This is a genomic window from Exiguobacterium sp. s129, assembly GCF_018617585.1.
GTDB lineage: Bacteria > Bacillota > Bacilli > Exiguobacteriales > Exiguobacteriaceae > Exiguobacterium > Exiguobacterium aestuarii_A.
The window spans coordinates 1-20,314 of the sequence record NZ_JACSKL010000006.1; the positions used below are offsets into that span (position 1 = coordinate 1).

Annotated in this window: 20 protein-coding genes and 1 tRNA gene; 11 read left to right on the forward strand and 10 right to left on the reverse strand. The window is 45.8% G+C overall.

Annotation, left to right across the window (positions count from 1 at the left end; all coding sequences use genetic code 11):
* Positions 1-328 precede the first annotated feature (328 nt).
* Positions 329-1,369 carry a lipid II:glycine glycyltransferase FemX gene (locus tag KNO92_RS08210; RefSeq protein ID WP_214760824.1) on the forward strand — a complete coding sequence of 347 codons (1,041 nt, stop codon included), beginning with the start codon at positions 329-331 and terminating at the stop codon, positions 1,367-1,369.
* 45 nt (positions 1,370-1,414) lie between these two features.
* Here KNO92_RS08210 and KNO92_RS08215 read toward each other — a convergent pair whose 3' ends face one another.
* The gene (locus tag KNO92_RS08215) at positions 1,415-2,449 is read right to left on the reverse strand and encodes a PTS sugar transporter subunit IIC (protein WP_214760826.1); all 1,035 of its coding nucleotides are present in this window, start codon (positions 2,447-2,449) and stop codon (positions 1,415-1,417) included.
* 263 nt (positions 2,450-2,712) lie between these two features.
* Between KNO92_RS08215 and KNO92_RS08220 the strand changes: the two genes are divergently transcribed.
* Both KNO92_RS08220 and KNO92_RS14920 read left to right on the forward strand, forming a co-directional pair.
* Positions 2,713-5,376: a cation-transporting P-type ATPase gene (locus tag KNO92_RS08220; protein WP_214760828.1), complete on the forward strand. Its 2,664-nt coding sequence runs from the start codon at positions 2,713-2,715 to the stop codon at positions 5,374-5,376.
* A 60-nt stretch (positions 5,377-5,436) separates the two neighbouring features.
* Positions 5,437-5,565: a hypothetical protein gene (locus tag KNO92_RS14920; RefSeq protein ID WP_256441151.1), complete on the forward strand. Its 129-nt coding sequence runs from the start codon at positions 5,437-5,439 to the stop codon at positions 5,563-5,565.
* Between the two features lie 63 nt (positions 5,566-5,628).
* On the opposite strand, the gene KNO92_RS08225 is transcribed toward KNO92_RS14920, so the two are convergent.
* From KNO92_RS08225 to KNO92_RS08235, 3 genes are all read right to left on the reverse strand, one after another.
* Positions 5,629-5,901: a hypothetical protein gene (locus KNO92_RS08225; RefSeq protein WP_074034514.1), complete on the reverse strand. Its 273-nt coding sequence runs from the start codon at positions 5,899-5,901 to the stop codon at positions 5,629-5,631.
* A gap of 65 nt (positions 5,902-5,966) precedes the next feature.
* On the reverse strand, positions 5,967-6,608 hold the full coding sequence (locus KNO92_RS08230) for a hypothetical protein (RefSeq protein ID WP_214760831.1): 642 nt from the start codon (positions 6,606-6,608) through the stop codon (positions 5,967-5,969).
* 88 nt (positions 6,609-6,696) lie between these two features.
* Complete coding sequence (locus tag KNO92_RS08235) at positions 6,697-7,053, reverse strand: PilZ domain-containing protein (protein ID WP_214692194.1); 357 nt, start codon at positions 7,051-7,053, stop codon at positions 6,697-6,699.
* 147 nt (positions 7,054-7,200) lie between these two features.
* Here KNO92_RS08235 and KNO92_RS08240 point away from each other — a divergent pair, with 147 nt between their 5' ends.
* Positions 7,201-7,449, forward strand: a complete 249-nt coding sequence (locus KNO92_RS08240) for a hypothetical protein (RefSeq protein ID WP_214760833.1) — start codon at positions 7,201-7,203, stop codon at positions 7,447-7,449.
* Positions 7,450-7,487: 38 nt separating this feature from the next.
* Here KNO92_RS08240 and KNO92_RS08245 read toward each other — a convergent pair whose 3' ends face one another.
* The 5 genes from KNO92_RS08245 to KNO92_RS08265 all read right to left on the reverse strand — a co-directional run bounded on the left by KNO92_RS08245 (position 7,488) and on the right by KNO92_RS08265 (position 12,365).
* The gene (locus KNO92_RS08245; protein ID WP_214760835.1) at positions 7,488-8,183 is read right to left on the reverse strand and encodes a queuosine precursor transporter; all 696 of its coding nucleotides are present in this window, start codon (positions 8,181-8,183) and stop codon (positions 7,488-7,490) included.
* Positions 8,184-8,511: 328 nt separating this feature from the next.
* Positions 8,512-8,582, reverse strand: a tRNA-Thr gene (locus KNO92_RS08250).
* A 107-nt stretch (positions 8,583-8,689) separates the two neighbouring features.
* Positions 8,690-11,083, reverse strand: coding sequence for an immune inhibitor A domain-containing protein (locus KNO92_RS08255; protein ID WP_214760837.1), 2,394 nt, complete (start codon positions 11,081-11,083; stop codon positions 8,690-8,692).
* Positions 11,084-11,221: 138 nt separating this feature from the next.
* A complete protein-coding gene (locus tag KNO92_RS08260) occupies positions 11,222-12,013 on the reverse strand; it encodes a class I SAM-dependent methyltransferase (RefSeq protein ID WP_214692204.1) in 792 nt (263 codons plus the stop codon).
* Between the two features lie 40 nt (positions 12,014-12,053).
* Entirely contained in the window at positions 12,054-12,365 is a 312-nt protein-coding gene (locus tag KNO92_RS08265; protein ID WP_026826028.1) for a hypothetical protein, read from the reverse strand.
* Positions 12,366-12,545: 180 nt separating this feature from the next.
* On the opposite strand from KNO92_RS08265, the gene KNO92_RS08270 reads away from it, so the two are divergent.
* The 7 genes from KNO92_RS08270 (at position 12,546) to KNO92_RS08300 (ending at position 19,437) form a co-directional block, all read left to right on the forward strand.
* Positions 12,546-13,409: a cation diffusion facilitator family transporter gene (locus tag KNO92_RS08270; RefSeq protein ID WP_214760838.1), complete on the forward strand. Its 864-nt coding sequence runs from the start codon at positions 12,546-12,548 to the stop codon at positions 13,407-13,409.
* Between the two features lie 87 nt (positions 13,410-13,496).
* Positions 13,497-13,973 carry an N-acetyltransferase gene (locus KNO92_RS08275; RefSeq protein WP_214692209.1) on the forward strand — a complete coding sequence of 159 codons (477 nt, stop codon included), beginning with the start codon at positions 13,497-13,499 and terminating at the stop codon, positions 13,971-13,973.
* A gap of 47 nt (positions 13,974-14,020) precedes the next feature.
* A complete protein-coding gene (locus KNO92_RS08280; RefSeq protein ID WP_214760840.1) occupies positions 14,021-15,010 on the forward strand; it encodes a LacI family DNA-binding transcriptional regulator in 990 nt (329 codons plus the stop codon).
* Positions 15,011-15,117: 107 nt separating this feature from the next.
* Positions 15,118-16,056 carry a carbohydrate kinase family protein gene (locus KNO92_RS08285; protein ID WP_214760842.1) on the forward strand — a complete coding sequence of 313 codons (939 nt, stop codon included), beginning with the start codon at positions 15,118-15,120 and terminating at the stop codon, positions 16,054-16,056.
* Positions 16,057-16,058: 2 nt separating this feature from the next.
* Positions 16,059-17,489 (forward strand): sucrose-specific PTS transporter subunit IIBC, encoded by a 1,431-nt coding sequence (locus tag KNO92_RS08290; protein ID WP_214760844.1) that lies wholly within the window; start codon positions 16,059-16,061, stop codon positions 17,487-17,489.
* Between the two features lie 19 nt (positions 17,490-17,508).
* Positions 17,509-18,927 (forward strand): glycoside hydrolase family 32 protein, encoded by a 1,419-nt coding sequence (locus KNO92_RS08295; RefSeq protein WP_214760846.1) that lies wholly within the window; start codon positions 17,509-17,511, stop codon positions 18,925-18,927.
* A 96-nt stretch (positions 18,928-19,023) separates the two neighbouring features.
* The gene (locus KNO92_RS08300; protein ID WP_214760848.1) at positions 19,024-19,437 is read left to right on the forward strand and encodes a YhfM domain-containing protein; all 414 of its coding nucleotides are present in this window, start codon (positions 19,024-19,026) and stop codon (positions 19,435-19,437) included.
* A gap of 24 nt (positions 19,438-19,461) precedes the next feature.
* Here KNO92_RS08300 and KNO92_RS08305 read toward each other — a convergent pair whose 3' ends face one another.
* Positions 19,462-20,307, reverse strand: coding sequence for an alpha/beta fold hydrolase (locus tag KNO92_RS08305; protein ID WP_214692227.1), 846 nt, complete (start codon positions 20,305-20,307; stop codon positions 19,462-19,464).
* Positions 20,308-20,314 lie beyond the last annotated feature (7 nt).

The following is a 20,314-nucleotide window of genomic DNA, read 5'->3' on the forward strand; positions in this document are numbered from 1 at the left end:
TCATGACCGTGACATCAACGCGAGCATCAACCTATTGAGGCTGGCCGACTGACAATCCTTCAGGGCAGGGACTGCCCGACGAGCTTGGTCCATAACCGTGGCTAATAAGAGCACGGTCTTCCCAAGAAGCTCCCACTTCAATTTGCGAAGCAAATAAGTGGCGAGTAGTTCACTGAAAATTAAAAGAGAACTATCGATGTTTATTTAGTGAATGATATTTAACAGTCATTGATTGTTAACAACAAAAAGTTAATTTTTTCATTGGTGTAATAATCCTCAAATGGGAAAAGTGGTTATGGAAATCACTTACTAAAAAGGGGATGAAATGATGGAATTCAAAATCATTAAAGACCGTTTGGAATGGGAGAAATGGTTAGATTTGATATCTTGTGATGTATATGATCATTTTGATTATATCAATGCGAACTGTGAATATAATGATAGGCAAGAAATGTTTGTCGCTGCCACATCGAAAGGAATGTTGGTTTATCCTTACATTCGACGACGTATTAATCAAAATTACGATGATCTTGTGACAGCTTACGGGTATGGTGGTCCGTTCCGAGTAGGAGAGTTCACGGACGATGAAGTAATGATTGCCCGCCAACATTTTGTTGCGCTTGAGGAGAATGATAGAACGGTAACTGAAACGATTCGCTATCATCCACTTAGGATGGATCATGCCATTATGAAAGCGTTTGGGAAGGCGGTCCCCGTTCGACAGACGGTGCACGTTCAACTGAATGAACCGTTTGAAAAATTGACCGAACGATTCCATAAAATGACGAAGCGAAATGTGAAACGAGCAATTCGTGAACAGTTGACTGTCGTGCGTGGTGACGCCTCGGATATGCATACGTTCATGCATCTATATGAGGCGACCATGAATCGCAGGAGTGCGATTGACGACTATTATTATCCCGATTCTTATTTCAATAATTTGATGACAAGTGAATCATTCGAATCCGAGTTTCTATTTGCTGTATTTGAAAATACTGTGATTGCAGGAGTTTTAGTACTGTACGGAGACGATGGAGCAAACTATCATCTGGGAGGTTCTCTGAAAGAATACTTACCTCTTCGTCCGAATCATTTCTTATTTAGTGAAATGATTCGTCGAGCAAGGGAAAAAGGAAAAACGCATTTGCATCTTGGTGGAGGTGCAACGGGACAGGACGCACTCTTTAAATTTAAATTGAGTTTTTCTGGAGATGAACCACTTCCTTACTACATTGGTCAATGTATTTTTAACGAGGAGATTTATCAACAATTGAATACCATTCATATACAACAGCACGGACTGTCTGATTACTTCCCTATCTATAGAACACCAGTGAGAATTGAAACTACACTTACTAAAACAAAATAAAAAATCGATGCCGCCGAACGAATTGTTCAAGCGTGCATCGATTTTTTATGCGGCATCTTCTTCTGTTGATTCAACTTTTTCCGTATGTCGGACAATCGGGAAGTTTTTAAAGAGTCGACTTCCAATCAATCCGAATCCGATTCCAAGGATGAATAAAACAACAGCTGTCAGTGTGACGGTCTGCCAGTCGTTAAAACCATACATGACGAGTAGACCAGGAATACCCGCAGCCGACCCGGGGGCATCATTAATCATACCGGTCATCGCCACAATCAATCCTGCGATTGCACCCCCTACAAAGTTCACACTATAGATGGGGATTGGATTCGCCGAGATGAGGTCGGCCTGTGTCAACGGTTCAATGGCTACAGAAAGCTGGTCTTTTTTCGTACCGATTTTCAGTTGACGGAACAACAGGTAGTTCATCGAAATGGATGCAGTCAACGCGAGAGCGGCAATCGCCATCGGCACACCTGTCAATCCGAGCATCGCTGTCAAAGCCATTGAGCTGAGAGGTGACGTCGACACGACAGTAACGATTCCACCGAGAACGAGTCCCATGACGACCGGGTTTTGCGTCGCGGCGAGTTCGATGACTGCACCGATTTGTGCAAGTGTATTTGAAACCAGTGGGTCCACGCCAGTAGCGACAAGACGTGCGAGCGGTGCCATCACGATGACGTAGAAAATCATATCGACACCTGTCGGAAGATAGCGATAGATTCGTGTGCCAGCCAGAGCCAAGATATATCCTGCGAAAAATCCAGGAAGAATCCCGAAACCAGATACGGATAACCCGATCATTAAACTATAAACGGGATTGATTCCGAGTGCGATGGCGACGAGTGCCGCGGCAGCAGGACCAGATAATGAACCGGCTGCCTGCCCGACTTCTTCATATAAAGGGAGTGGCAGTAATCCGCCGATGGCATAAGCGTTGAATGCTTCGACGAGAAAGCTTGCGATTGCCGCACCTGCCAATGCGCCCATCGCTTTCATTCCGTATGGCGCCTTGTAACTGAAAAGTGTGAACAAGGCGAGGATGAGCAGTAAAAGTGCAATTCCTTGAATAATGACCATAAACTCTTCCTTCTTTCTATCTATCTGTATTCATTCATAATTTCTTCTATATTCAATGATTGAAAGGCTTCTGTAAAGCCATTTTCATCAGAAAAATCAAAATTGATTCATGATACCGTTTACATGAAGAAATAAAGAATCATGGGAGCGTTTTCTTTGAAAAATGACATCAATTATACAAGTTTGGACGTGTCGAGCCGCATCAGATTGGGAACAGATAGGGGATAGATGTTTCATAAAGTATTGGTCGAGGAGGAAGGAACATGCAGAACGAAAACAGGGAATGGCATGCGCTCGAGGTAGACGAGGTTCAGTCCCACGTGGAGACTGATGTGGAATCAGGTCTCTCGAAGCAAACGGTCACTAATCGTCAGGAGGAGTTCGGAAAAAACGTCCTACCTGAAAAGGAGAAGACGCCTGAAATCATAAAATTTTTAAGACAGTTCAATGATATTCTCGTTTATGTTCTTTTAGGAGCGGCAGTTGTCACCGGTTTCCTTGGCGAATACATCGATACGATTGTCATCGTCTTGGTTGTGACGGTCATCGGAGTTGTCGGTTATCTTCAAGAGAATAAAGCGGAAGAAGCACTAGAAGGAATCAAAAAGTTGCTAGAGACGAAAGCGACCGTCATTCGCGATGGTAAACAATCCGAGATTGATTCAAGTGATCTCGTCGTCGGGGATATTCTCGTGCTTGCTGCCGGCGACAAAGTACCAGCCGACGCAAGGGTCATTCAAGCGGAAAAATTTAAAGTGGAAGAATCCGCATTGACCGGTGAGGCCACAACGGTCGAGAAAAAAACAGACATCGTTAAAGAAGAGGCCGTGCTCGCAGATCGCAAGAACATGGTCTATTCAGGAACGAGTGTGGCGACCGGAAGTGCAAAAGCCATTGTGACGGCAATCGGAGAAGGTACGGAACTTGGTCAAATCAATGCGTCCATTTCAGAAGTACAAACCGTGAAGACGCCACTGATTCGTCAGACGACGAAGTTTGGTCAGACCGTCTCCATCGCCATCCTAATTATCTCAGTCATTATTTATGCATTCGGTTATTTCTTACGAGATTATGAACCAGTCGAACTCATGTTAACGACGATTGGTCTAGCAGTCGCGGCCATTCCGGAAGGATTACCAGCTGTCATTTCGATTATCTTGGCGCTCGGGGTCCGAAATATGGCTGAACAAAAAGCAATTGTTCGAAGTTTGCCATCTGTTGAGACGTTAGGTGCAGTCTCGGTCATCTGTACCGATAAGACCGGAACGTTGACGAAAAACGAGATGACCGTCAAACAAATCGTGACGGCGAAACATGACATTGAGGTGTCAGGGAGCGGGTATGCACCGAACGGAGACTTAGAATTGAACGGTCAACCGTTTGACTTGGATGACGATGAGTCAATGATTGACCTATTAACTGTTGGGAAGACGTGTAACGATGCACAGTTGAACAAAGAAGATGGAGAATGGGTCATCAACGGAGATCCGACTGAAGCTTGTTTATTAACTGTCGCTGAGAAAGCAGAGCGCCCGATTGAGCGTCTTAAAGTCATCTCTAAAATCCCATTTGATTCAGAGTACAAATACATGGCGACGCTCGTTGAATATAAAGACGAGCGCATGACCTTCGTGAAAGGGGCTCCGGATCGCTTATTTGATATGGCGGCAACAGACGGATTCAAACAAGAATATTGGGATGAAAAACGAAAAGAGATTGCCGACCGCGGTCAGCGTGTCCTCGGTGCTGGATTAAAACGTGTCGACAGTTCAAAACAATCGATTGATCATGAGGACGTTGAAGATGGTCTGACTTTCCTCGGTTTGTTTGGTATCGTCGATCCGCCACGTCAAGAGGCGATTGACGCAGTCGCCGCGTGTCGCGATGCTGGGATCCGAATTAAAATGATCACGGGTGACCATAAGGATACGGCTGTCGCCATCGCAAAAGAACTCGGTATGGAAGTGGAAGGTGCGCTAGAGGGTCGAGAGCTGACAGACATGTCTGATGAAGAAATCAAAGAAGCGTCGGTTCATAATGACGTATTCGCCCGAACGAGTCCGAACGATAAACTTCGTCTCGTGAAAGGGTTACAAGAGAATGGATTGATCACCTCGATGACCGGAGACGGTGTGAACGATGCACCGGCCTTAAAACGTGCCGATATCGGGGTCGCAATGGGGATCAAAGGGACGGAAGTCGCAAAAGAAGCCTCTCAAATGGTTCTTGTCGATGATAACTTCAAAACCATCTATAACGCCGTCCGTGAAGGTCGACGTGTCTATGACAACTTGAAGAAAACGATTCTCTTCCTACTCCCTACGAACGGTGGACAGGCGTTACTCGTTGCGATGAGTATTTTACTCGGGGCAGCAGCTCCACTCAGCCCAGTTCAAATCTTATGGGTCAACATGGTCGTCGCGATTACGCTTTCATTGGCGATTGCCTTTGAACCACTTGAAGAGAGTACGATGAAGCGTCCTCCACGACCGGCGAACGTACCACTTCTCAGTCGCTATTACATCTTCCGTGTCACATTCGTGTCGATATTAATCGGGGGAGGTAGTTTATGGATCAACTACATGCTCGGAGATTTCGATTACTCGACCGAGAAATTACAGACCATTACTTTAAATGCGATTGTCATGGCACAGTTGTTCCACTTATATAACTGTCGCACTGAGTTGGTTCCGGCGTTCAATCGTCGTTTCTTCGACAATAAAATCGCGTTCCTCGTATCTGGACTGCTCATCGCCCTACAATTGTTCATCACGTATGTTCCGTTCATGCATACGCTATTCGGGACCGCTCCACTTACGTGGGAAGATTGGATTTATCCAGTGGCATTTGGAGCCGTCGTATTTATCATCGTAGAGATTGAAAAAGCCATCTCAAGACGAGTGATTGGGAATCAAAATATACACTGATACGTTTCATCTATAAACAAAACGGATAAACAAATGGAGTAACGATGAAGGAGGGATACGATGAAACGAGACGAATCACAACCAGGGGTACATCCAGATCCAATTCCGGATGATGAATCAAACCCGGCACAAAAACCGGCTCCGACCCAACACCCTGATCCAGATCCCGATGAAGAATCGGATGAATAAAGGGATTAACTTGTAAGACAAAACCTCCTCGTCGATTAGACAAGGAGGTTTTTCGTGTCGAGGTTACTTTTTCGTTTTTGAGGAACGGCTGTTTTGTAGACGATTAAACTTCTTTTCATCCATATGTTCTGTGATGACGAAGTCACCGACAGGGCATTCCCACTTTCCTTTTGCGACAACACATTCACGCAACGTCACTTGATCATCATACAGATCAAGCTCTAGCGTTTCTTTTAAAAATTGATCTACTTTTGGATTTGGCACTTTTACATATTCATTCAAGACAAGTTCTTCATTCTTAACAGTCACATAAGAGGTGACTTGAAAATAGCGCATGCGATAATCTCCTTTAATTACAAAACTACTAACTAGTATAACGGTTCATGAGTCAAAACGGGATATCAATGTTTCATCTCGGCCCGCTCACGTTTTGGTGGTGCCTCGTTAAACGGTTTTTGATGCCGGATCATGAGCCAGAAGATCAAGCCAAATAGGGGAATGTATGGAAGAGGCCAAAGGCTCATCTTATAACGCTTCGCATCACGATTCATTAACGTGATCTGAATAAATGCCAATAAAAAGAAATCGACGGTCATCGTTCGGACGAACTGATTGTTCTCCACATACGACCAATATTCTGCTACATTCCCTGTATTTGCGGCGGCGATAAACAATCCGATTGTCACCAGCAACAATACGACACCAAGGATACGTGTCGGAAGCGGTTTAACGGGAGTTGGATAAGGGGATTGTCTCGCGAAAGCCAAATAGGGAGCGAGTAAGAAGCCTCCTACGAAAAAACTACTAATTGCCGCTAACAGCGGATTTGGCTTCAATTGGTTCACTTCTGACCAAAGCAGCGGGAACATGGCTAATGGAAATACACCTAGAATACTGAATAAGGAAAGAGAGTAGCCTTCGTAAGCATCTGTATTATACGTCACAAAATCAAGTAAGAATCGCCCGTCAAACGGTACGTTTGGACCAAAAATAGCAAAAGCAATGGCCATACCCCATGGAATCAATAAAAATTTTCTCGTCATACGAACACCTCACCCAATGATAGTCATAATAGTAGTATACCCTCTTTTGGAAACACGAAAAAATGAGAAGATGCGATGGCGCATGTTCTCATTTATTTTCACGTGCATACATTTTAATCATCGTGACAAGTTGTTGCGTTTCTTCCATTTTGGCATCAAGCAAAATACCATAATCGTATAATGAACCTAATTGACTGCGATGTCTGACATGTCCAATCAACTCAATAGGTTGAAGAGTCGGAACGAGATCGAGGACGAAGTGGACCTGCAAATCATCGGATAGTGGGAAAAGATAATCGGATCGCAATTTCAGTCCATGTGAACTCACATTCAATAGAAGTCCTTCTCCATCATAAAGTTCCTTCTCTTCCCAAACGAGTCGATAAGGGATCGTGCGGGGATTCGGTAGAATATAGCGAAAAGTTTCCTGTCTGCGATAACGCATCAATTCACCCCATTTCTCTACTCCCTATATCGGACATTTACAATTCGAAATGAAGTGGAAATGAGTATAATTTTTAGATAAGCTCGCTTTACAAATGTGAAAACGCTTTCTATAATAGGTGTACGATTTAAATAGGGAGGAGATCAGATGAATGTACATGATTTACTCCGACGTTACTCGATTCAAACACCAGTCATCTATGAAAAAAAACGTAACGGAGAGTGGGTTAAACTCAAGCGTTTACCTGCCTATACCATTCTCGAAGTCGAAATGAACGATCAAACGATCGAAGCGGTCGCCATTGATGCGTTCAAGGCGATCACTGTCTGTCGAGAGTCGGCGTCGATTGAAGAAGCCCGTCCTTATGCTGTGCGTATCCAGATTGAACGATCATAAGAAAAGCCGTAACTTCGACAGTGAAGTTACGGCTTATTTTATGCAGCGTCTTGTTCGGTTTCATCTTGAGGATTCGTGCGTTTTGCATAGTACATGAATGGTGTTGCCATCCAAGCAATCACGAATTTTGCAACGTACGTTGTAATGAAGATGTTCCACCAGATGTCCCAATCCATTCCCCAGAAAGCGATAATACAGAAAGTGAACGTATCAATTAACTGTGAGAGCACGGTAGAACCTGTCGTTCTGAGCCAAAGTTTTTTCTCGCCCGTTTTGGCGCGAATCTTCGAGTAGACGAAGACGTCAAACAATTGAGAGACGAGGTAAGCAGCAAGGCTACCAAGTGTGATCAACGGAAGCATCGAGAAGAGTGCCTCAAAACTTTCGTGCATGAAGAGCGCTTCTTCGAACGGTTCATACAAGAGGGCATACTGCATGAGTATAGTCGAAACAATCAAAATGAAGAACCCGAGCCATACCCCTTTTCGAGCCGCAGCTCGTCCGTGTTTTTCGTTCAAAATATCAGTCGCTAAATAAAGCGAACCGTATACGATGTTACCTAGCGTAAAAATGTATCCGCCAATTACAATCTGTTGTGTGACTTGAATATTTGCGACAACCGAAGCCATCGCAATCCAAGCATATAATCCGACCCGTCCAAACAATTTGTAACTGAGGACGAGAAGACCGAGTGTAAGGATGGCAGAAGGAATCCATAACCATTCGTTTAGCATGCATCATGCTCCTTCCTCTAACTATTCAATGATTTCAACTTTTCAAGTTTATAGAGGAACGGAAATGATGTCAAGGTGGTGAAGGAGACTCATTCTGAAGTGTATTAGCAAGCAAAGGAGACCTTTAGCTATTTCTACTCTATAATGTGGACTTGCAAACTCAGCTATGAAGGATAATCGTTCGACAAATTGAAAACCGATTCGACAAAGCGGCGCTCACGACACAGAAAAACGGAAACTGTGCAATTTCTGTGCAATGACAAAAAGAAAGCACCTCCTGTCATAAACAGGAAGTGCTCTTAACCGCTTCGTTGAGCGGTATTTTTGATGCCTCCGACGAGAATCGAACTCGTGCTGCAGCATTACCATTGCTGAGGTCTGCCACTAACCTACAGAGGCGTTACACCAACTATGTTACACACGTTCATTCCATTTTTCAAGCTTTTTCAGAATAATAAGACCCCCAATCTTCTTTGTTAGAAGACTGGAGGTCAAATGGTTCAAGCTTATTTTGTGCGGATCCAAACAGCACCTGCAGAGTTGTCTTTCGCCTCACCGACAACGTCAATGACGAGTCCGTATTGCGGAAGTTTACGTCCTGCATCTGGGATGAGTGAGTTGATGTACGAATTCGCATCATTGAACTGCTTCACGCCAGCTTGTGCTTTGTAATCATACACACCACGACTTGGTGAATCGATGTACCAAGCGAGTGTCTTATCAAGACTGAATGCAGCATCAGCGATTTGGTAACGCGTGCTACCTGCAACTGTCTCTTTCCCTTTCAAGTTTCCGATGAGCGCCTCTGGGTGAGAGTCGACGACACCGAGGAAGCCTTCACCAGGGTGGACACCGACCCAGTTGTCTGTGTACGAGTCATCACCGTACCATACGACAAGACCAGTGTTGTATTTCACGCCACGGCCGTTGAGAAGACCCATATCCGACCCGGCATGGTTACGCCATTCGAGGTAGTAGTAATGCGGTTTTGAATCGTATCCGTCTGAGTTGACAAATCCATCAAGTGTGACGGCTTCAGCACCTTCCGCATCATCTGCGAAGAGTGTTGCTGATTCTGATTGGATTGACAAGTTGTCGACCGCGAAGCCTTTCATTGCGACGCCGCCATCTGTCACGTATTCGAATACGATCTGTACATCTTGTCCAGCGAATTGTGAGAGGTCATAAGACTTGTTAACCCATGCACCGTTCGTCGTCTCAGCAGGGTATCCAGCTTCGTTTGCACCGTTGACGTCATCACCGAACACATCGAGGACAACTTCTTTACCGCCGCTGACGGCTTTCACATACAAGTAGTCGTAATCTGATTCGACTTCATAGAATGAATCGAATGTGAGGACACCGTCCGCACCAAGTTTTACGCTAGGTGTAGCCATTTCCGTATGGATGTCGTCACCTTTTGTCGAGTAGTAGTAGCGCTCGCCATAAGCTGGTTCGATTCCTTTAATCTTCTTATCAGGAAGGTTGACTTTGATAATTCCTGGGTTGTTTGACTTCGTCACAGATTGGTCGAGTTGTGAGACAAAACCTTGTGAGTTGATATCTTCAAGGTCGACTTCTGTGATGTTCGCCCAGTTTCCACCCATGATTTTTTGGAAGTACTCTTTGTTTTGTGGTGAGAAGCTTGTTGGCTCTGTACCAGCGACTTTACCAGCCCAGCTACCACCACTCATGATTGACCATGATTGTACTGGCTCACCTTGACCTGTGTACTGCGTATCGTACTCATCTGGAAGACCGAGGTCATGTCCAAATTCGTGTGCGAAGACGCCGACTGCGCCGTCTTCTGGTTGAATCGTGTAATCATACGCCGCCATTTTACCGCCCCAGTAAGGAACTGCAGCTTCTGTGTTGGCTACCGGATAAACGCCGTTAAGGACCCAACGGTGTGACCATACTGCATCGTCACCAAGTGCGCCACCACCAGCTTCTTGACCAGTACCAGCATGGATGATCATCAAGTGGTCGACGAGGCCGTCTGGCTCATTGAAGTCACCGTCGCCATCCAAGTCGTAAAGATCGTATTGATCGTGCTCGGCAAGATCGATTCCTGATGCGACAGCAGCGTTCAACGCATCTTTAACGAGTTGACGTGGACCAGGACCGACGTTATCATGACCGCCATCGCCTTTGTCTGCACCATAGTCTTTCGCAGTTCCTGGAACGCTTAGCCATTCCGAAACTTCACCGTCGACCGTGTAACTTCCACCTGACTGTTCTTCATAGTATTGTTTAAACGTTTGTACTTTCTCACCGTTAAAGAGTTCGAATGATTCATCACCGAACATGTATTTTTCATAATGCTCTTTGCTGAAGTTATCGCTATACATATAGCCTGGATCTTGTTCGACGTTATTGTGTTTGAAGTCGCTATACTCGACGAGAAGGACGAGGACCTTATCTTCACGCACTGCACCGTTATAAGATGATTGTTGTGCCGGAGAAACCTTCACTTGACCGTTCGGTTTTCCTTTACGGTAGTTCGCTTGTCCCTTTTTCGCTTTGTCGAGAATTCGTTCAGTTTCTTTTTCGAATTGAGTATGTATCTTCTCTTTTGCTTTTGAAGCCTTCTCATTCAATTCGTCGTCGTGCTTATGTGGATCTTTCGCTTCACCTTGTTTTTTCGCGATGTACGCGTCGACCGCTTTCATGCGCTCAGATGCTGACAATCCTTTTTTGATGACGCCACGCTTCTCGAGTGCTTTTGCGAGACGATCTTCATCGATGATGTTGTGGTCGAACGGAGCGAGCTCGCTCGTTGTCGGTACAGATGGTGCAACCGATAGCGGTGCAGCACCAGCAGCCGGAACGATACTGACTGTCATGGCAGATGTCATGAGAGCCGCGAGTGTCGTTCGACGGATGGAACGATTTTTCATTTGTATGAACCTCCTGTAAAAAAATAATGGGAAAATGTGTGAGCTTGTTGTAAATGTACCGTTTGTGTCTGATTAATGTCAATATTCAGAAAATAATAACCAGAAAAAGAGTCTAAAGACCTATTTAGTCAATATGAACTAAATAGTCTTAGACTCCAGGTCGATATATCCATAATGGAACTTCGATGTTTTTCGCTTTATGTGAGTAAAATCATAGCGTTTGAAGGCATCGCTCTCGAAATGCGCCTTTAAGACAATTCGTTTCTTAGCTACTCGTTTCGCTTCAACCATCAACTCTTCCGAGAGTGGGGAGGTGTCGGCGATTGAACGAAGTGGGTTCAGATGAACCGATTCTGAAATCGTCTTTTCGAACATCGGATCAAAGTAAATACAGTCGAACGAATTTTCCGCACATGTTTTCAAATATTCGAGAGAATTCGTATGAACGACCTCAATGCGACGCATTGCCTCATTGACCTGCTCATCTTTTTCGACCCATACGGACATGCCTTCTCGGACGAGCTGTGCCGTTATGAATTGGCTCTCAAGACCGATTACTTTTCCGGTTGAACCGACGGCATGGCTCATGACGATACTGTCCGATCCGAGTCCGAGCGTACAGTCTAAAATACGATCACCAGGTACTGCTTGTAATGCGTCAATGAGTGGATCTGTTCCGCCACGACTGAGTTGCTTCACGCGAAAGACCGAGCTAGAAGGGTGAAAAAAGAATGGCTCTTTACTTTGTAATGGTGTGAACTCGACGCGTCGCTTGTCAAAGACAAGCACATCTTGGCGATGCCGCTTTTTCAATTCCTCAATGGAATGTTTGCGTCGCTCGACAAATTTCATATTATATGATGTGGCATGCGTTTGCGCCCGATATAATACTTCGTCTGTCGGACGTAAACAAGTGGTTACGATATACATGGGACGGGCTCCTTCATAAAAAATGAGACGCAGTCGCGTCTCATTTTTTCTTACTGAGTAAATCTGACAGTTCATCGATCAGTGCTTTGTGAGAAGCGAGTTCTTTCTTCTTCTCGTCGTTCACGTTCACCGGACGTTTTGAACGGCTTTGAAGTGCTTCGAGTGTCTCGTCGATTGACGATTTCAACGTGTCACGTTCTTCAGGTTTTAAGGATACTTCATGCGGATTTTCTCCAGAGGCATCTAATTCGCGAAGGCGCGCCATCAATTGTTTCGCTTCACGATTTAAATCCACTAGCAATCTGTCAATTTGTTCCAATCGTAATTTGATTCCATCTCGTTCAGTAAACATCTGTTTCACCTCTTTTGCGGTTTAACCCTAAGGTCTCTTCCTGTTTACTTTACCATAAAATTTGTTAAACGAAACTACCGGGAATATATTCCATTTATTTTGACTGTAAGAAACATTGTTTCTCTATCCCCACACGAAGTTCACCTGCTATACTAACTGAGCTAATAAGGAGGTGGGCGGATGGAGACCACAAATCATCCACCAAAAGCGCTCAAGGGAGCGATTGTGTCGATCACGGCATATTTGATTTTATCTATATTAAAAGTGTTCTTCGGATACTTATATGAGTCTGAGGCGGTTTTAGCCGATGGATTCAACAACACGACGGATATTATCGCATCGGTCGCCGTCTATATCGGAATTCGGGTTGCGGCGTTGCCTCGGGATGCCGAGCATAAATATGGTCACGCGAAGATGGAGACAATCTCTGCACTCATCGCTTCATTGATCATGATTGCGGTCGGTATTTTCGTCTTCTTTAATAGTCTGTCGAATTTAATCGGGGGAGAATATGCAGAACCGAACCCGTTAGCAGCGGTCATCGCGTTCGCCAGTGCGCTCGTCATGTTCGGGGTGTATCGCTTCAACTTGAACCTCGCAAAGAAAACAAAATCATTGGCACTTAAGGCTGCGGCGAAAGACAACTTGGCCGATGCGATGATTTCAGTTGGAGCTACGCTTGGTGTGCTATTCGCTTATTTCCAACTGCCTTGGATGGACACGGTCTTGGCAATTGTTATTGCCGGCATGATCATCCGGACAGCGATCCAAATCTTTTTAGATGCAACCCATCAGCTTTCTGACGGATTCCCTCCACACCTCGTCGAGTCTTATGAGGAAACGATTGAACAATTTGAACGTGTGAAAGAAGTTCGGGAGATTAAAGGGCGTCATCTAGGAAATCACGTGATGCTCGATGTGACGATTGCAGTTGATGGAGATTTGACCGTAGACGCGGCCCATGAATTATGTGACGAAATCGAACGGAAACTGGATGAACAGCATGCGGTCGATTCGGTACATATTCATATTGAACCGATTTGACGTTCGGTTATCTTTTGCGCTTCATGATTGGATTCGTTTATAATAAGCGCAGACAGATATTGAACTACTAGTTAAGGAGGGCACGGGATGAACATCGTGCGTCAACCTATTCGCCAAATTGATGAGATCGAATATGAACACTTTCAGAAATATGGAGAAAACTCATATGGCGTTTCTGCTGATGAATTGAAAGGGATCCTCGAAGAAATGGGGACGGAGCAACTTTATCATGCAGAAGAGCATAGTTACGGAGAAGACTTTTATTACGACTTGATGGTCGATGACAAACTTGTCGGTAAAGTCTTGTTGCTCAAGCTTGCCCGAGTTTACCAACTTGACCTAATGGTGTTCGATGCATACAAAAATAAGGGATATGCTACGGAAGGTTTGCGTCTCGCCTTATTGGACTCAAAGTTGATGGATGGACAAACAGTTCGCGCCGGGATTCCACCGACGAGCCCACATCAACAAGAGATGCATCAAGTGCTCGTTCAAAACGGATTTGAAAAGCGAAACGGTCTATATTATTTAAATTTCAAGAAACGATATGTAGTAAACCATTAAGCTGACGGCGTCTCGCACGTCAGCTTTTTTCATATGGAGGGGTAAGGATGAAGCAGGTCACCATTAAAGATATCGCCGAGCTCGCAGGAGTCGCAAAGAGTACAGTCTCCCGCTATTTGAACGGTGGGTCGGTAGGGAAGGCGACAAGAGAAAAACTCGATCGGGTCATCCGGGAAACCAATTATGAACCGAATCAATTCGCCCAAAGTCTTAAGTCAAAGCAGACGAAGATGATTGGGGTCATCGTTCCGCGACTCGATTCTTACGCCGCCTCGCGTACGATGATGGGAATCGATGAACGATTGACAGAACGAGGCTATCAGATGCTCGTCGTCAACACGGCACAACAGACGGAACGAGAGATTGAACAATTATACAACCTCGCCAAACAAAAGGTCGCCGGCATCATTTGGCTAGGAACGACTGTCACCGACCGTCACCTCGAAGCAATAGAGGTGATTCAAATTCCGGTGTTGCTGATTGGTCAACAGCATGACAACGTGCACAGTCTCGTCTACCCGGACTATGAAGCCGCATATGCTCTCGGTAGAGAGTTCACGAAATGGGGTCATCGGGACGTCGTCTACGTCGGTGTTTCGGAGGCGGATATCGCAGTCGGACAAGATCGGCGTGATGGATTTTTAAAGGCGCTTCATGAGGCAGATGCACGCGTCACAGTCGTTCAGACAACCTTTAAAATCGAAGATGCCATTCCGATTGGAGAACGGTTGGCCAAGGAGATTGGCTCGACCTCACTCATTATTTGTGCAACGGACAATATTGCCCTTGGTGTATTGAAGGGACTGGCGAATCAGGGGATTTCTGTTCCAAATGACATCTCTGTCAGTGGCTTTGGTGGCTATGATTTTACGGAAGTCTTACATCCATCAATCACTACTGTTCATCTTCCGTATCGGCGAACTGGGGCCAAGTCGGCAGATATGATGCTTCAACTTTTACAAGGAAATGACGTCCCGATGAAAACGTTCACAATTTTTGAATTAAAAGTGCGCGAAAGCGTTGACAAGCTGAATTAAATCGTTTACATTTGTGTTGCGGAACCGGTTCCGCAACATTTTTTATTCTAAATTGGAACCGGTACCAATTGTATGTAGAACTTATAAGATTTTTGGAGGTGGACGATATGAACACCGTACATTGTATCGGCGAATTGTTAATTGACTGGGTGTGCGAGGATGCATCGAGCGACCTTGTCAACGGAACGACGTTCGTCAAAAAAGCAGGTGGCGCACCTGCAAATGTGGCGGCAGTCGTCAGTAAGCATGGTGGACAGTCGAGTTTTCTTGGACAAGTGGGGAATGACCCGTTTGGTCTTTTCTTGAAGCAGACGTTGACCGAGAACGGAGTCAGCACAGACAACCTTGTTGAAGCGGGTGATACGACATTCGCTTTTGTGTCGATTCAAGAGGACGGAGAGCGGGACTTCACGTTCCGACGCGGAAGTGACGGAGATTATGCGTTTGAATCCATCGATTTGTCATTGATTCAAAAAGGTGATCTCATTCATTTCGGTTCTGCGACAGCATTACTAGATGGAAAACTAAAAGATGCGTACTTCAAATTATTGCAATTTGCAAAACGGGATGGCTTGTTCATCTCATTTGACCCGAACTATCGAGATGCATTGATTACGGACCTTGATCAGTTCAAACAGGATGCGAGACATTTCATCGCGGAATCGGACTTCATTAAATTGAGCGAAGAAGAAGCACACTTGTTGACCGGAGAAGAACAACTCGAGGAAGCGGTTCAAGCACTGCTTGAATTAGGCGCCAAACAGATTGCCATCACACTAGGATCTCGTGGCACGTTGATTGCGACAAGCGCGCATCATGAAATCGTTCCTTCAATCTCGATTGATAGTGTCGATTCGACGGGAGCAGGAGATGCGTTCGTCGGTGCTTATCTATATCGGTTGGCGACGCTCGGATTTGACACGGAGCGCTTAAGTTCCGACATTGAATATGCGAACGTAACGGGTGCATTAACATGTACAGCTTATGGCGCAATTCCAGCAATTCCATCACGACAACTTGTGAATGAAACGTTAGGAGGGAAATGAAGATGGATTACAAAAAAGAAGCAGCATCGATATTAGAGGCGATTGGTGGGAAAGAAAACGTTGCGGCAGCAGCCCACTGTGCGACGCGCCTTCGTCTCGTATTGAATGATGAGTCAAAGGTTGATGAGAAAGCACTCGAACAACTTGATGTGGTTAAGGGAACGTTCTCAACGGGAGGACAATACCAAATCATCATCGGGCAGGGTACGGTCAACAAGGTTTATGCTGAATTTTCACAATTGACAGGTCTTGGAGACATGTCAACGACAGACGTGAAGTCAGCCGGAGCGAAAAAGATGAACCCGCTCCAACAGTTCGTCAAAATGTTATCGGATATTTTTGTTCCAATCATCCCGGCCATCGTCGCCGGCGGTCTCTTGATGGGGATCAACAACTTATTGACGGCACCGGATTTGTTCTTCGAAGGACGTTCATTGATTGACCAGTATCCAGGCATGGCAGACCTCGCAGCAATGATCAATACGTTCGCAAATGCCGCCTTCGTTTTCCTACCTGTACTCATAGGTTTCTCCGCAGCCAAGCGATTCGGGGGTAACCCGTATCTTGGTGCAGCGCTCGGTATGATCATGGTTCACCCGGACTTGATTAACGCATATGCACAGGCTAGTGTTGAAGAAATTCCGGTTTGGAACATTTTCGGTCTTGAGATTGAGAAGTTAGGATATCAAGGACAAGTCTTACCAGTCCTCGTCTCGACGTATATTTTATCGAAGCTTGAAATCAATATTCGGAAGTTCATGCCGGCGTCACTTGATATCTTGCTTACGCCGTTACTCTCACTCCTCTTCACAGCGTTCATCACGTTCGCATTCGTGGGTCCAATCACACGTGAAGCAGGGAACTTGATCATTGATGGGTTGGTATGGACGTATGATTCACTCGGATTCGTCGGTGGTTTGATCATGGGTCTTCTCTACGCCCCAATCGTTATTACAGGTATGCACCATAGCTTCATCGCGATTGAAACACAACTTCTTGCTGATATCGCCGAAACTGGCGGATCGTTCATCTTCCCAATCGCTGCGATGTCGAACGTCGCACAAGGGGCGGCTACACTCGCTGTCTTCTTCTTGACTGCTGATAAGAAGATGAAAGGTGTCGCATCAGCATCAGGGATCTCAGCATTACTTGGAATCACAGAGCCTGCCATGTTCGGGGTTAACTTAAAGCTTCGTTATCCGTTCATCGCAGCCATCGTCGGTTCAGCTATCGCCTCTGCATTCATCGTTGGAAACGACGTATTGGCAGTAGCGCTCGGTGCTGCTGGATTACCGGGAATTATCTCAATCGCACCTGGTTCGATCATCTCATATATCATCGGTATGGCTATCGCATTCGCCGTGACATTTGGATTGACATTCATCCTCGCGAAGCGACAAGCAAAAAAAGAAGCGGTCAAACAAGCCGCGTAATGAAAAAGGAAGTGACACTATGAATTGGACGAAGGCCGAACGTTATCGTTCACTCCGTGACGTGAGCGCCCTCGAGATGGAGGTGCTCCGTACAAAGACGGCCGCATCCCCGTGGCGGTTTGGATACCATATCCAGCCGCCTACGGGCCTCCTCAATGACCCGAACGGCTTCGCATATTACGATGGAGAGTACCATCTATTCTATCAGTGGTTCCCGCTCGGGCCAGTTCACGGTCTCAAACATTGGTACCATGTCAGTTCACCCGATCTCGTCCATTGGACGGACCGCGGGGTGGCGTTAGTCCCTGAAACGAAGGAAGATTCTCATGGTGCCTATTCTGGAAGTGGATTCGTCGTTGATGACACCCTTCACGTGATGTACACCGGGAATCATCGTACCGACGATTGGACGCGTCACGCCTCGCAAATTATCGGTGTCTTACGTGACGGGGTAATTGAGCGTCGTAACGTGGCGATCCCGGATATTCCAGCAGGCTACACGGAACATTTCCGTGATCCAAAAGTATGGGAAGAAGATGGAGCGTATTATGCGATTGTCGGCGCACAGCGAACGGATGAGACAGGATGTGTCGTCTTATATCGTTCGACCGACTTGAATGAATGGACGTTTTTAGGTGAAGTGAAGACCGAGCTCGAGCGGTTCGGTTACATGTGGGAATGTCCTGACGTGTTTGAACTGAATGGAAGACATGTCCTCATTTTTTCTCCTCAAGGGATTGAGCCTGAGGGTCATCGCTACCACAACATCTATCAATCCGGATACGTCACAGGTACTCTTGATTTAGAAACGCTCGTCTTCACGCACGAGTCATTTGAAGAGCTCGACTTCGGTTTCGACTTTTACGCTCCGCAAACGACGGAGCATGATGGTCGTCGTATTCTAGTCGGCTGGATGGGCTTACCAGAGATTGAATATCCGACAGATCGCTACGGTTGGGCTCATGCGTTGACGCTTCCTCGAGAACTCTCGCTTGAAGATGGCGTATTAAAACAACGACCAGTCCTTGAAATGAAGCAACTCCGAACTAATCAGTTCGCAGACGAATCAGGTACGCATATCGAAATGATTTCGCCCAAACGTTATGAATTGAAATTGTCGACGTTCGGAGAAGACTTCGAGCTTGAACTATTGAAGACAGAAGAAGAGTCGCTTGTGATTCGGTACGAGAAAGATACACGCGAATTGACCATCGATCGGACAAACGCGGGTGAACCGTTCGCGACCGAGTTCGGGACGACCCGGACAAAAGTGATCGATGTCACGTCCCTTCATCTGTTTGTCGATTCGTCAAGCGTCGAATGTTTCGTCAACGACGGTGACGCCGTGGCAACACTCCGCGTTTTCCCAAGTGATGACGAGAAACGGATTCGCTTCGTCGGAGCGGAGGCAAGTCTAGTTGGTTGGAAGTATGAATGAGTGTAAAAGCTGAGCGTTTGCTCGGCTTTTTTATTTTCCCAAATATTGAAACCGATTTAAATGATGCGACGTATATTAGGCGAGAGGGGTGAAATGATGGATAAAATGATGAAGTGGGTTGATGCAATTCGTACGATTACCGCACCATTTGGTGATCCGATTGGAGAGATTGAGAATGAAGAAATCGAACACGTGATCGTGGCGGAGTCATCAGAGCGCGGAATATTCAATTCAGAAGTGGCGTTAGAGTTTCATGAATTGAGCCAGGTGCGGGTCTTCGCGGAAATGCTACGAAGTTCGGAAGAAATCGAAGGCATTGAGATTGAAGTGACTCCTGATTTCGACCTCACAGTACAGTACAAGGGTGGGGAGTATGAATGTTATCAACTTTGGCTCGGTCAACCGAACCGTCCAAGTGTGATCACGAAACTCGAACGAACGGACGTTATTTGGAAGTTACCAGAACAGACGACGAATCGATTGATTGATGTCCTCGGGTTAAATACTTAAAAAAAGCACCTCTTTATGAGATGCTTACGAGTTGAATCGAATGAATCGTTCGATTTGTCGCTCTGATTTTCTAGCTTGCCGTCCGACCCAAATCAAGTGACCCGGGCTGTTCAGGATTGTTAGCTGAGCATGGGGAATCAAACGCTTCGCATAATAGGCGTGGCGAACGGGTACGGCTTTGTCATTTTTCGAGTGAATGATATAGGTCGGGCACGACACACCAAGTAAGACTTCGCTCGATACACGCTGTTTCAAATCGAACTGTGCGCCAAGGCCAAACGCCATTTGATTGGCGACACGTTTGAGGAGGAAGATGTCATAAGGAGACACCTCTTCCCGAATCGTCTCGAGTGCCAACACACTCGTCGATTGAATCATGCGTGCTGTCGCTTCGAAAGGATGTTTTTGAATGGCACGAGCAATGAATTGTTTCATGATGTATTGAAGCGCGATGAATGCAGGTTGGACAATATTTCTGCTGACTGTGTCCCGATACGGAAAATCGACGACACTCGTCACGGCGGCAGCTAGTGTCAAGCTTCGGACACGATGGTTTTGGGACGCGAGTTCAATCGCGGTCGGTCCTCCGGCAGAGATGCCGTAAACATGATATTGATCAATTTCTAGCATTTGCATCAAGTGAGTGAGTCGGGATGCAAAGAGTTGAGGAGATGCTGAAAAAGAGTACGGTGTTTCTCCATATCCGGGTCTAGATGGGACTATGACCCGAAACCCGGACAAAACGAGCTGGTCCACATGGTATGGTTCTAAACTCGATGACTGGGTCCCATGAATCAGTACGATCACAGGACCGTGACCACGGTCTATATATTCAATTTTTGAGCCGTCGACGTGTGCGTAATATTTCACTTCAGAT